We start from the raw sequence: 12,639 nt of genomic DNA on the forward strand, positions 1-12,639 counted from the left end.
ACCCAGAGGATGGAAGCATGGACCGTACTTCTGCAAGTCCCCAGCGACACAATGCCGCCCAGCGATCAGCACATATTCGCGAAGTGGTGCTGGCCAAAGGTGTCGAACTGCGTGAACGCTTTCCGATACTCAAGCATCAGGATGCGCTTGGGGCGGGGATTCTGGCCTTTGCCCTGGCCGGGATGATCGGTTCAGCGGCGCTGTACATCACTGGCCACATGGCGTGGTGGGTGTGCCTGCTGCTCAATGCGTTTTTCGCTTCGCTGACCCACGAGCTTGAGCACGACCTGATCCACAGCATGTATTTCCGCAAGCAGCGGGTGCCGCACAATTTGATGATGGGCCTGGTCTGGCTGGCGCGGCCGAGCACGATCAACCCGTGGATCCGCCGCCATTTGCACCTCAATCACCACAAGGTCTCCGGCACCGAGACCGACATGGAAGAGCGCGCGATCACCAACGGCGAACCGTGGGGTTTTGCGCGGTTGTTGATGGTCGGCGACAACGTGATGTCGGCGTTCATCCGCATGCTGCGGGCGGAGAACTGGGCGCACAAGTTCAGCATTATCAAACGCACGCTGAGGGTTTATGCGCCGCTGGCGCTGGTGCACTGGGGCGCGTGGTATGTGTTTCTCGGTTTTCATGCAGCCAATGGCTTCGCGTACCTGCTGGGTGCGCCGATCGAATGGTCAGCGACGACGTTGTCGGTGATGCAGGTGATCGATATCGCCGCCGTGGTGATCATCGGCCCGAATGTTTTGCGTACGTTTTGCCTGCACTTCATCAGCTCGAACATGCATTACTACGGCGATGTCGAGCCGGGCAATGTCCTGCAGCAATGCCAGGTGCTGAACCCGTGGTGGTTGTGGCCGTTGCAGGCGTTCTGCTTCAACTTTGGCAGCAGTCACGGGATTCATCATTTTGTGGTGAAGGAGCCGTTCTACATCCGCCAGTTGACCGTGCCGGTGGCGCATAAGGTGATGCGTGAGATGGGCGTGCGGTTTAATGATTTCGGCACGTTTGGGCGGGCGAACCGGTTTGTTCGTCGGGATGAAGTTGCGGTGTCTGGTGAGGCGGTGGAGGCCTGACAAGCTGCCCTCACCCTAGCCCTCTCCCAGAGGGAGAGGGGACCGACCCGGGGATATTGAAGAGTTACGCTGAAGTGAAAGAGCTTTGTCGAATCCATAATCGATCCGATTTTTCAGGTCGATGGTTGACGAAAGACACCTCGGTCAGTCCCCTCTCCCTCTGGGAGAGGGTTAGGGTGAGGGGCTCTTGATCCGGCCTCAATCCGGCTGAAACGGCGAAGCACTCAGGATCACTCCGGTCTCCTCGACATACTGCTGCCAATGCCCGATCAGCGTGCTGAGCTTGTCTGGCTGACTCAACGCCAGGTCATGAATCTCCCCCGGATCACTGGCCAGATCATAAAGCTGCCAAGTCGCCGGCCCCACTGGCCCGGGAATCCACACCGCTTTCCACGAGCCCTGGCGAATCGCCCGACGCCCGAACAATTCCCAGCCCGTCACCGTGTGTTCGTCATGCACCTGCGCGGTCTCGCCAGACAAGAACCCCAGCCACGATTTACCGCGCAACGGCGCCACCGGTTTACCGTGCCACTGCTTGCCCGGATGCCGCACACCGGCCAGATCGAGAATCGTCGGCGTGATGTCCATCACCGTGCCGAAGCCATGACTGATCTGCCCCTTGAGCGGCAGTTGCGGATAGTGCAGCAGCGCCGGCACGCGAATCCCGCCCTCGGTGGTGAAGGCTTTGAACAGCCGTGATGGTGCGGTCGCCACTTGTGCCCAGTTCGGCCCGTACCAGATGTAGGAGTTGGCCCGGCCAATGTTGTCGAGGCTGTTGTCGTAATGCTGATTCAGATACGTCATCAGCTCCGGGCCGAATTTGGGGAACGCTTCCAGCAGCGCGCCCTCGGCACCGTTATCCGACATGAACAGGATGAAGGTGTTGTCTAGCTGACCTTGCTGGCGCAGGTAATCGACGACCCGGCCGATGTTCCAGTCCATACGCTCGACCATCGCCGCGTAGACCTCCATCGCCCGCGCGGAAATCCGTTTTTGCTCCTCGCTTAACGCGTCCCACTGCCGGGTCAATTGAATCAGCGGATGCGGCTCGACATCAGGCTCGATCAGACCGAGGGATTTGAGTTTTTCCAGCCGTTCGAGGCGCAAGACCTCAGGGCCGGCGTCATAACGGCCACGGTATTTTTCGACGATGTCGGCCGGTGCCTGTAACGGCCAGTGAGGCGCGGAAAACGGCAGGTAAGCGAAGAACGGCCGGGTCTGGTCGCGCTCCTTGAGGTATTGCAGGAGCTTGTCGCCGAAGGCATCGGAGGAATAGAAGTCCTTGGGCAGCTCGTCGACGAAAGTGTCGTCCTCGATGTACAGCGCCGGCGTGGATTTCAGCAGGCCAGGCGTCTGCTCATCGTAGGTCGGCTCGAAGCCGTAATGGTTGGCCGCGCCCGGCAGCAGCGAAAACGAGCGCTCGAAACCCCGCGCGTGCGGTGCCAGTTCGGCTTTCAATCCGAGGTGCCATTTGCCGCTCATCAACGTCTGGTAGCCGGCCTCGCGCAGCAGTTCGGGAAGCGCGACCACGCGGTCATTCAGATATCCCTCGTAACCCGGTTTGCCGATCAGCTCCGGTGTCAGCGCCTCGGCCATGGTGCCGATGCCGGCGATGTGGTGATCGGTGCCGGTCAGCAGCATCGAGCGGGTCGGCGAACAGGTCGGTGCGGTGTGAAAATCGGTGAGGCGCAGGCCATTGTTGGCCAAGGCATCGAGGTGCGGCGTAGCGATTTCGCCGCCGAAAGCGCCGATGTCGGAGAAGCCGAGATCATCGGCCAGGATCACCAGAAAATTGGGACGTTGCGGCATTGCAAAACTCCTGTTCAGCAGGCAATGAACGTCAGCGGCAGATCACGGATCTGCACCGGCACGCTCGGTTGGTAATGGTCGTCACTGGTCAGTTCGTGCAGCAGTTCTTCACGCAGTTGATGGAAGTCGAAACTGCTGCGCTGGCGCGGATGGGGCAGAGCGATATTCACCACTTGCTTGATGCGTCCCGGACGGGGTTCCATCACCACCACGCGATCGGCCAGAAAGATCGCTTCTTCGACGTCATGGGTGACGAGGATCGTGGTGATTTTTGCTCGCGCGCGGATCGCCAACAGCTCGTCCTGCATCTGCTGACGGGTCAGTGCATCGAGGGCGCCGAAGGGTTCGTCGAGCAAGAGAATTCTTGGGCTGGCAACGAGGCCGCGAGCAATCGCCACACGCTGCGCCATGCCGCCGGAGAGCTGATGAGGGTAAGCGCGGGTGAAGTCGCGCAGGCCAACCAGGTCAATGAAATCGTCGATGCGTTTTTGCTTTTGGGCGGCGCTCAAAGGCTCGTTGACCAGGCCCAGGCCGATGTTGTCGGCGACGCTCAGCCAAGGGAACAAACGGTGTTCCTGAAAGACGATGCCGCGCTCGCCGCCGATGCCGCTGACGGCTTTGCCATCCACGCTGATCTGCCCGCGAAACTGTGTATCGAGTCCCACCAGCAAGCGCAGCAAGGTGGACTTGCCGCAACCGCTGGAACCGACGATGGCGACGAATTCGCCTTCGGCGATGTCCAGGTTGAATTCGCGAATCGCCTCCAGTTCGAAGCCGTCGACATCGAAGGATTTGCCTACATGGTTGAAGCTGACAATCGGTGCGTTCATGCGTGTCTCCAGCGGGTCGCGCGAATTTCCAGGCGTTGGCCAATGAGGTTGAGCAGGGCGCCGGTCAGACCGACGAAAAGCATGCCAGCCATGATCAAGTCCATGCGCAGCAGTTGTTGTGCGCCGATCATCTGACTGCCGATGCCGCCGTTGGACGGCATGAAATATTCGGCGCCGATGGTGCCGAGCCAGGCGTAGATCAGGCTCAACCTGAGCCCGGCGAAAATCCCCGGCGCGGCGCCTGGCAGTACCAGACAGCGCAGTCGCTGAGCGAGGCTCAGGCGCAGCACTTGCGCCGCCTCGTTGAGTTGCGGCGAAAGGGTGGCGACGCTGCGTTGGGTGGCGATGAACAAGGGGAAAAACGCGGCGAGGGCGACGAAGACCCACTTGGCCAGTTCACCCAGACCGAACCATGCGGTGAGCAACGGCACCCAGGCGAAAATCGCGATCTGACGGATCGCGGCGAGGGTAGGGCCGAACAGCCGTTCACTGGTACGCGACAGACCCAGCAGCAGGCCGAGCGCAAAGCCGAGTCCGCCGCCCAACAGCAACCCACCGAGGGTGCGGCCCAGGCTCAGGGCCATGCCGGAAATCAGGCTGCCGTCGAGCAAGCCGTGCCACGCGGTGATCAGCACGGCCAGCGGGCTCACCAGAATATTGGCGTCGACCCATTGCCGATCATTTGCCAGTTGCCACAGGGCCAACAAGCCCAGCGGCAACAGCCACGGTTGCAGGCGCTGCCAGCCTTCGTAGCGCGGGCCGCGGCGAATTTCCGCAGTTGCCGGGTGCGGCCAGTGCACCAGTTTTTTGTCCAGCAGACCGATACCGCGATCCATCGCTACGCCGATCAGGCCGATGACCACGATGCACACGAACACGATGTCGAGCATGAACAGTTGCCGTGCCCAGACCATCAGGTAACCGATGCCTTCGCTGGAGGCGAGCAGTTCGACGGCGAGCAGCGACGTCCAGCCGGCGGCCAGCGCCAGACGCACTCCCGCCATGAAAGCGGGCAGGGCGGCAGGCAACACCAGGCGACGAATCAACAAGCGTGGCGGCAGGCGCAACACGGCAGCGGCTTCACGCAGTTTCGGTTGCGCATCGCGCACGCCGACCAGCGTGTGCAGGGTCACCGGGACGACAATGGCTTTGATCAGCACCACCAGTTTCAGCACTTCGCCGATGCCGAAAAACACCATGAACAGCGGAATCCACGCCAGCGTCGGCACCTGCGCGAGGCCTGCAAAAGTCGGGAAGACCAAGCGTTCGAGGCAGCGACTGAAACCCAGCGCAGCACCGAGTAACGCGCCGGCAGAAATTCCTGCGAGCAAGCCCCAGAACAACCGTTGCAGGCTGATCCACAGATGGCTCCACAGCTCGCCCTGAGACAGTTCGACCGCGCTGGTCCACACCAGCGACGGCGCTGGCAGGATCTGCTCGCTCATCCACTGATTGCGCGCCGCCAGCCACCACAGGGCGAACAGGCCCAGTGGCAGTAACCACGGCAACAGGCGTTGACTCAGGCTGGGCCAGGTGCGCCGGCTTTTCAGCTGCGTTGCAGGCAGCGGCAGGCTGAGCAGGGATTGACGGGCCATGGGTGACCTCCGTTGTCGGGTTGCATGGCTGACCGCTTTGCTTCTGTGGGAGTGGGCTTGCTCACGAAAGCGTCGTATCGGTCGCCGAATGTGTTGGCTGACACGACGCCTTCGTGAGCAATCCCGCTCCCACGTGGGTTCGCGGTGTATGCAAAATCGATCTAATAAAATTTAAATCAATGCTATTGGGAGATAAGCCAGACCATTTAAGGCTTCTGGCCAATACGCATCCAATGCATTCGAAGAATATTTTCGATGCTGTTAATGCATACGTCGCTGTAAGCCCCGTCATAGCCTGCTTAGCGTTAAAAGCTATAAAAATGTGCATTTATAGTATTTAAGCGAAGGTGCTGCTTCAGCCTACTTTCGGCTCCTCAACGCCCGTCGTGATCAAGGAGCTGCACCCATGAACCTTCCCTTCAAACGCGTTTTCAGTCGGTTTGCCGTCCCGGCGCTGGCGGGTCTGCTGGCGTTCACCGCCCACGCTGACGAACTCAAGGAAATCCGCATTGCCGTGCCCGATCTGAGCGCCGGCACTCAGCACAGTGGCGGCGGCGTGGTCGACGTGCTGCGCGATCAGCAGATTTTCGAGAAGGCCTTCGCCGAGCAGGGCATCAAGATTCAGTGGAGCTTCTTCAAAGGCGCCGGGCCGGTGATCAATGAGGCGTTTGCCAACGGTCAGGTCGATCTGGCGTATCTGGGGGATCTGGCGGCGATCATCGGCAAATCCAACGGGCTGGATACGCGATTGCTCAGTGCCAGCGCCCGTGGCGTGAAACAGTATCTGGGCGTGGTTCCGGGGTCGGGGATCAAGACCTTGCAGGATCTCAAGGGCAAGCGTGTAGCGATCTTCCGTGGCACGGCGACGCAGTTGTCGTTTGATGCAGCGCTGGCCAGCCAGGGTCTGAGCGAGAAGGATCTGAAGGTGATCAATCTCGACTTCAATGCGGCCGTCGCAGCACTGGCCGCCAAACAGATCGATGCATCGTGGGGCAGTTCCGGACTGACCGCACTGCAGGCCAAAGGTCTGGCCGAGTTACCGGTGAACACCAAGGATCTGGGTGGCGCCGGCAGTGTGCAGTCGGTGCTGGTCGGCACCGGCAAGTTTGTCGATGCGCACCCTGAAGCCGTGGCGAAGTTGCTGAAAGCTCAGCAGCAAGCGGTGGAATGGTTGACGCAAGACAGCAACAAGGCAGCTTACGTGCAACTGGTGTCGGGTCTGGCGAGCTATCCGCCGGTGATCCTCACTCAGGATCTGCAGGATCAGAAACTCAGCGACGTATTCCCCTCGACGCTGGATCCGGTATTCCTCGGCAAGCTGCAGGATTCGGTGGACCTGGCGGCGAAGGAGAAGCTGATTCGCAAGCCGTTCAAGGTGAGCGACTGGGTGGCGCCGGAGCTCGCCGCTGCCAAGCTTTGAGTGTCTAGCGCTTGGCTTGCTCGCGAAAGGGCCTTAAACAGCGACGCTGACTTCCTGCCGATCCACCGCCACCAATGTCTCGATCATTGCCCGTGCCGCCGGCGAAAGCCGAAACCCGGTGCGACTGACAATCCCGCAGCGGGCGTTCATGCTCTCGAGGTTCTGCGGCAGGTTGCGCCAGTGCAACAACACCAGCGAGCCCTTGGCGATATCCTCGTGGAACGCCTCCTCCGTACCGATGCCAATGGCATTGGATTGCAGCACTACCTTCACCAGAGCCGGAAAATGCTCGGTCTCGATGGTCGGTGAAAAATCGATGCGGCCACTGAGGTTTGCCAGCAGTTTACGAATGCCCGGCGGGATCAGCGTGGTCGCCAGCGGATAGTCGAACATGTCATTGGTCGACAGGCTTTCCTTGGCCAGCAACGGATGCCCCGGCCGGCAGAAAAACACCCCGCGCTTGGGCGTCAGTGGCTGCGTCTGAAAATTTGGATCGGACTCGAAATGGCGGATGTCGGCGATGAAGAATTCGATCTCTTCACGGCTCAGGGCGCGGCTGAGTTTTTCCCAGTTATCTACCTGAAAACAGGTGCGCACTTTCGGGTGTGCGTTGATGAATTGCGCCACCGCGTCGGGCACCAGTTTCACCGCCGGTGCCGGGCCGCACCCAAAGTGCACCTCACCGGCATCGAGCTTGGTCATCTGCGTCACTTCCGCGCTGAGCAACGCCGCGCCCTGCACCAGGCTCAAGGCGTGCTGCAAGACTACCTGGCCTTCGGGCGTGGGGCGCAAATCCTTGTTGCCGCGATCCACCAGCACGCAGCCGAACTCCTGCTCCAGCCCTTGAATGCTGCGGCTGAACGCCGGTTGGGTGATGCCCATGGCGTCGGCCGCGCGGACAAAACTGCGGTGTTCGTTGAGGGCGATGAAGTAGCGCAACTGGCGAAGATCCATATGCTTTTCCGGCATCCTAAAAATAGCTCGAAGGCATTTGCGACGAGGGTTGCTTGAGGTTTTAAATGCAAGCTCTTATTCCGTCAACGAAGCATGTGAATATCTATTAGATGTAAATGGAATATAGATAGAGCGTTGTTTCGCTGCCGTCCAACCGCAAGCAGTCGATGAGGGTCTACCCATGAGCAATGCCGCACTCGCCGTAAAACCCGCTGTTCACGCGCTGGAGATTCATCCGGTGGCCGGTCGTATCGGCGCCGAGATCCGTGGTGTGCACCTGTCCGGTGAACTGGACGCCGCCACCGTAGAAGCCATTCAGCAGGCGCTGATTCAGTACAAGGTCGTGTTCTTCCGCGAGCAGACCCAGCTCGATGATCAACGCCAGGAAGCCTTTGCCCATCTGCTCGGCGAACCGGTGGCGCATCCGACCGTGCCCGTGCGTGAAGGCACTCGTTATCTGCTCGAGCTGGACGGTGCCGAAGGTCAGCGCGCCAACTCCTGGCACACCGACGTGACCTTCGTTGATGCCTACCCGAAAGCCTCGATTCTGCGCTCGGTGGTGGCCCCGTCGTTCGGTGGCGACACCCTGTGGGCCAACACCGCCACTGCGTACAACGAGCTGTCGACGGAGCTTCGCGAATTGGCCGACAAACTGGTCGCCGTGCACAGCAACGAATACGATTACGCCGGCGCCAAGCCTGACGTCTCGGCAGAGAAGCTTGAGCGTTATCGCAAGATCTTCACCTCGACCGTTTACGAGACCGAGCATCCGGTGGTGCGTGTGCACCCGATCAGCGGCGAGAAGAGCTTGCTGCTGGGGCATTTCGTCAAGCGCATCAAGGGCTATTCCCAGGCTGATTCAGCGCACCTGTTCGGCTTGTTGCAGAGCCATGTGATTCGCCAGGAGAACGTCGTGCGCTGGCGCTGGAAGGCGGGCGATGTGGCGATCTGGGATAACCGCTCGACGCAGCATTACGCGGTTGATGATTACGGGACTCAGGATCGGATCGTGCGCCGGGTGACGTTGAAAGGTGAAGTGCCGGTCGGGGTTTCGGGGCAGCGTAGCCAGACCATCAAAGGGCGCGATTGAAGAATCAACAGCCCCTCACCCCAGCCCTCTCCCGGAGGGAGAGGGAGCCGACCGAGGTACCTGTCGCTATACATCGACCTGTAAAATCGAGTCGATTGTGGATTCGGTAAAGCTCTCCCAAGTCGGCGCATTTTTTCAATATCCCACGGTCAGTCCCCTCTCCCTCAGGGAGAGGGTTAGGGTGAGGGGCTTTTCAGCTACCACACACCAATTTGAACGACCTTCTCGGTCTCGGGCTCACCGTAGCGAAACCTTTGCCCACGCAAATCAATCTCCTGATGACTGATCGTCGTGCGCCGCTTCAACCCCCGCATCCATTCAAACAAATACCCCGCATGCTCCTCGCGTATCGCCGCATATGCCGGGTCCTCACCCAGGTCGCGCAGCTCCTGCGGATCATTGAGCAGATCAAAAAGCTGTGGCCGAAAGCCGTCATACGCCAGGTATTTCCAGCGTTCGCTGCGCACCATGGTCATCCTGCAACGGTCGATCGGCTGACCCAGTCGCTCGCGCGCCGGGGCCTGGAAGGCGTAGTCGTATTCGCTGATCGCATAGCGGCGCCAGTCGGGATGTTCACCGTGCAACAACGCAATCAACGAGCGACCTTCAAGGCGATGTTCAGCTGTCGGCAGGCCTAACGCCTCAAGAAATGTCGGCAGCGCATCAATGGTTTCCGCCAGCCGTTCATCCACGGTTCCGCGAGTGACATCTGCAGCCGCCCGCGGGTCGCGCACGATCAACGGCACACCCACCGCTTGTTCCAGCAAAAACTCCTTCTCGCCCAGCCAGTGATCGCCCAGAAAGTCGCCGTGATCGCTGGTGAACACGATCAGCGTGTCATCCCAGCGGCCATTGCTCTGCAGAAAATCGAACAGGCGCCCGAGCTGATCATCCACTTGCTTGATCAGGCCCATATAGGTCGGGATTACACTCAATCGTACTGAATCGCGGGAGAAGTTGAGGCTTTCTTCATGCTGACGAAAGGCAGTGTATACGGGGTGTTTGCTGGCTTCGGAGGGCGTCGCGCGGATCGGTTCGAGAATCGATTTCGTACTGTACAAAGCGTGGTACGGTGATGGTACGATGTAGGGCCAGTGCGGTTTGATATACGAAAGGTGTAAACACCAGGATTTCTCGCCTTGCTCGGTGATGAAGTCGATGGCTCGATTTGTAGTGTAGACAGTCTCTGAATGTTGCTCGGGAATTCGTGCTGGCAAATTCGCATGACGCATGTGCCACCCGCTGAGGATTTCACCGTTCTCGCCTTCGGCGGCGTTGGCCCAGTCATGCCAGGGGTTGCGACCTTCGAAACCGTTTTCGCGCAGGTAATGGGTGTAGGGCGCGGATTCGCGTTTGTCGTCGAACAGCGGATCGTCGGGATAAATACCGTCGTGGCGCATGTAGGGTTCAAAGCCGACTTCGTTGAGTACTTCGGCCTGTTCGCTGGCCGGGTTTATTGCCAATCGCTGCAACGCATCGACATTCGCTGTGGCGTGGGTCTTGCCAACCAGCGCGGTACGAATGCCGTGGGGACGCAGGTAGTCGCCGATGGTCAGTTCTTCGAGCGGCAGCGGCACGGCGTTCCACGCCACTTGATGGCTGCTGACGTAGCGTCCGGTATAAGCCGACATCCGCGACGGCCCGCAGATCGTGCCTTGGCTGTAGGCGCGGCTGAAACGCACGCCGGCCGCGGCCAGGCGATCAATGTTCGGCGTGTGCAGGTGTGGGTGGCCGTAGCAGGAGAGATAATCGCGGCGCAGCTGATCGCACATGATGTACAGCACGTTGCGCACGGGTTTTTGCGGGTCGGACATGGGGTTCACCGGTCAGAGAGGCAGGTGAGGGTTTTCGCTTTCGATGAGGGTGTTCGGCAAGTGCATTTGGGGAATGGGTTTTATGCAGGGAATGCATTGGTGTTTGTACTGGCGCTATCGCGAGCGGGCTCACTCCTACATTTGAAATGCGCTCACCTGTAGGAGTGAGCCTGCTCGCGATAGCGGTAGATCAGACAGCCAAATTCTCCAGTGAACAGACTTCCTCATCCACCGCATCAATCGCCTTGATCTGCTCGATCATCGCCTCAGCCAACGGCGACAACCGATACCCCACCCGACTGACAATCCCATAGCGGGTGTACAACTCCTCCAGATCGTCCGCCAAGCCTTCGATCTTCAAACACAGCAGATCACCCTTGGCCTGATGCAACGCATCGGAATACGCGCCGACGATCCCGATCGCATCCGAACGCAGCACCACGCTTAGCAGGCTGGAGCTGTTTTCACACTCCACATTCGGCGTGAAATCCGGACGACCGCTGAGATCGACGATGACTTTGCGCAGATTCGGTGGCCGGATGCTCACCGCCAGCGGATAACTCATCAGCTCCTTCGCGCTGACCCGTTCGCGATCCGCCAGCGGATGCCCCGCGCGGCAGCAGAAATGCCATTTGCGTGGCCGTAACCGGTGCGTCAGGTAATCCGGATCGGCTTCGAAATGCCGAGTATCGGCGACGAAGAATTCGAACTCTTCGCTGAGCAGTCGTTTGCTCAGGCTCTGCCAGTCATCGACCTGAAATTGCACCCGCGCTTTCGGATAACGGCCGATGAAGCTGCCGATCGCACGCGGGATCAATCCCGCCGCCGGTGCCGGGCCGCAACCGAAGCGCAATTCCCCCGCCTCCAGCCCATTGAACTGGCTGATCTCATTGGCCATCTGCTGCGCGCCGCTGACCAGCCGCCGCGCATGCTCGAGCAGGACCTGGCCCTGTTTGGTCGGCGGCAATTCCTTGCGCCCGCGATCAATCAACTGGCAACCGACGCTGTGTTCCAGCGCCTGGATGCTGCGGCTGAATGCCGACTGCGACAGGTTCACCGCCTGCGCGCCGGCGACGAAGCTGCGTTGTTCAGCCAAGGCGATGAAGTGACGAAGTTGGCGCAAGTCGATATGCATTTTTCACATAAAAAATATCCGGGAAATGCATTGGATATGCATTAGGTCGACTCCTTATAAAGGCAATCTCTTATGCAGTAAATATTTGTAAATCCATAAATAAATAACTTAAAAGAATATGCAGCGCTGACGATGTCTGTGTGTTTTTTGACCAGGAGCCGCGCCATGAGTCCGTTGAACCTCGCGTCACCCTTAACGCCACGACGGCTCAAACGCCTGCCTCTGGCCCTGCTGCTGGCGGGGAGCGCCAGCTGGACTCACAGCTACGCCGCCGAATCGGAAGCCTCGGCACCGGTACCGGCCGGCAAGCCTGCGGCCAACAGTTCGCAACTGGAAACCGTGACCGTGACCACCCGCCGCCGCGAAGAAAGTTCGCAAGATGTGCCGACGCCCATGAGTGTGGTCAGCGGCCAGAATCTTGAGACGCAACGGGTCTACCGCATCCAGGATTTGCAGCAACTGGTGCCGAGCGTCAACGTCGCCTATATGCACGCGCGCCAGTCCAGCGTGTCGATTCGCGGGCTGGGCAACAACCCGGCCAGTGATGGTCTGGAAGGCAGCGTTGGCCTGTACATCGACAACGTCTATCTAGGCCGCCCGGGAATGGCTGTGTTCGATCTGATGGACATCGAGCAGCTCGAGGTTTTGCGTGGCCCGCAAGGCACGCTGTTCGGTAAAAACACCACCGCCGGAGTGATCAACATCAGTACCCGGGCGCCGACGTTCACACCGGAGCGCAGCATCGAAACGTCGGTTGGCGAGGACGGTTACTTCCAGACCAAGGGCACGATTTCCGGGCCGCTCAACGATCAACTTGCCGGGCGCTTTTCCGCCTATCGCACTCGCAGTGACGGGGACATCAAGAACGAATACGACGGCCATGACCTCAACGGTGGATCGCGCG

The 12,639-nt window shown here is 59.8% G+C and carries 10 protein-coding genes; 4 read left to right on the forward strand and 6 right to left on the reverse strand.

What is annotated here, in order from left to right; translation table 11 throughout:
- The first annotated feature begins 17 nt into the window (after positions 1-17).
- Complete coding sequence (locus tag F2P67_RS04825; protein WP_166218015.1) at positions 18-1,088, forward strand: fatty acid desaturase; 1,071 nt, start codon at positions 18-20, stop codon at positions 1,086-1,088.
- A gap of 198 nt (positions 1,089-1,286) precedes the next feature.
- On the opposite strand, the gene F2P67_RS04830 is transcribed toward F2P67_RS04825, so the two are convergent.
- From F2P67_RS04830 to F2P67_RS04840, 3 genes are read right to left on the reverse strand one after another with little or no spacing between them, the layout of a single operon-like run.
- Positions 1,287-2,897 carry an arylsulfatase gene (locus F2P67_RS04830; RefSeq protein ID WP_166218018.1) on the reverse strand — a complete coding sequence of 537 codons (1,611 nt, stop codon included), beginning with the start codon at positions 2,895-2,897 and terminating at the stop codon, positions 1,287-1,289.
- A 14-nt stretch (positions 2,898-2,911) separates the two neighbouring features.
- On the reverse strand, positions 2,912-3,727 hold the full coding sequence (locus F2P67_RS04835) for an ABC transporter ATP-binding protein (RefSeq protein WP_166218021.1): 816 nt from the start codon (positions 3,725-3,727) through the stop codon (positions 2,912-2,914).
- Positions 3,724-5,322, reverse strand: coding sequence for an ABC transporter permease (locus F2P67_RS04840; RefSeq protein ID WP_166218023.1), 1,599 nt, complete (start codon positions 5,320-5,322; stop codon positions 3,724-3,726). Before F2P67_RS04840 ends, F2P67_RS04835 begins: the two co-directional genes overlap by 4 nt.
- 406 nt (positions 5,323-5,728) lie before the next feature.
- On the opposite strand from F2P67_RS04840, the gene F2P67_RS04845 reads away from it, so the two are divergent.
- Positions 5,729-6,742 (forward strand): ABC transporter substrate-binding protein, encoded by a 1,014-nt coding sequence (locus tag F2P67_RS04845; protein ID WP_166218026.1) that lies wholly within the window; start codon positions 5,729-5,731, stop codon positions 6,740-6,742.
- A gap of 33 nt (positions 6,743-6,775) precedes the next feature.
- Here F2P67_RS04845 and F2P67_RS04850 read toward each other — a convergent pair whose 3' ends face one another.
- Positions 6,776-7,696: a LysR family transcriptional regulator gene (locus F2P67_RS04850; RefSeq protein ID WP_166218029.1), complete on the reverse strand. Its 921-nt coding sequence runs from the start codon at positions 7,694-7,696 to the stop codon at positions 6,776-6,778.
- Between the two features lie 181 nt (positions 7,697-7,877).
- On the opposite strand from F2P67_RS04850, the gene F2P67_RS04855 reads away from it, so the two are divergent.
- Positions 7,878-8,786, forward strand: coding sequence for a TauD/TfdA dioxygenase family protein (locus F2P67_RS04855; RefSeq protein ID WP_166218032.1), 909 nt, complete (start codon positions 7,878-7,880; stop codon positions 8,784-8,786).
- A 197-nt stretch (positions 8,787-8,983) separates the two neighbouring features.
- Here the strand turns inward: F2P67_RS04855 and F2P67_RS04860 are convergent, their stop codons facing one another.
- Positions 8,984-10,600: an alkaline phosphatase family protein gene (locus tag F2P67_RS04860; RefSeq protein ID WP_166218035.1), complete on the reverse strand. Its 1,617-nt coding sequence runs from the start codon at positions 10,598-10,600 to the stop codon at positions 8,984-8,986.
- 190 nt (positions 10,601-10,790) lie between these two features.
- Positions 10,791-11,735 (reverse strand): LysR family transcriptional regulator, encoded by a 945-nt coding sequence (locus tag F2P67_RS04865; RefSeq protein WP_166218038.1) that lies wholly within the window; start codon positions 11,733-11,735, stop codon positions 10,791-10,793.
- A gap of 165 nt (positions 11,736-11,900) precedes the next feature.
- On the opposite strand from F2P67_RS04865, the gene F2P67_RS04870 reads away from it, so the two are divergent.
- A partial coding sequence (locus tag F2P67_RS04870; protein ID WP_166218041.1) for a TonB-dependent receptor occupies positions 11,901-12,639 on the forward strand: 739 nt, incomplete at its 3' end.

This window comes from Pseudomonas atagonensis, assembly GCF_011369485.1.
GTDB lineage: Bacteria > Pseudomonadota > Gammaproteobacteria > Pseudomonadales > Pseudomonadaceae > Aquipseudomonas > Aquipseudomonas atagonensis.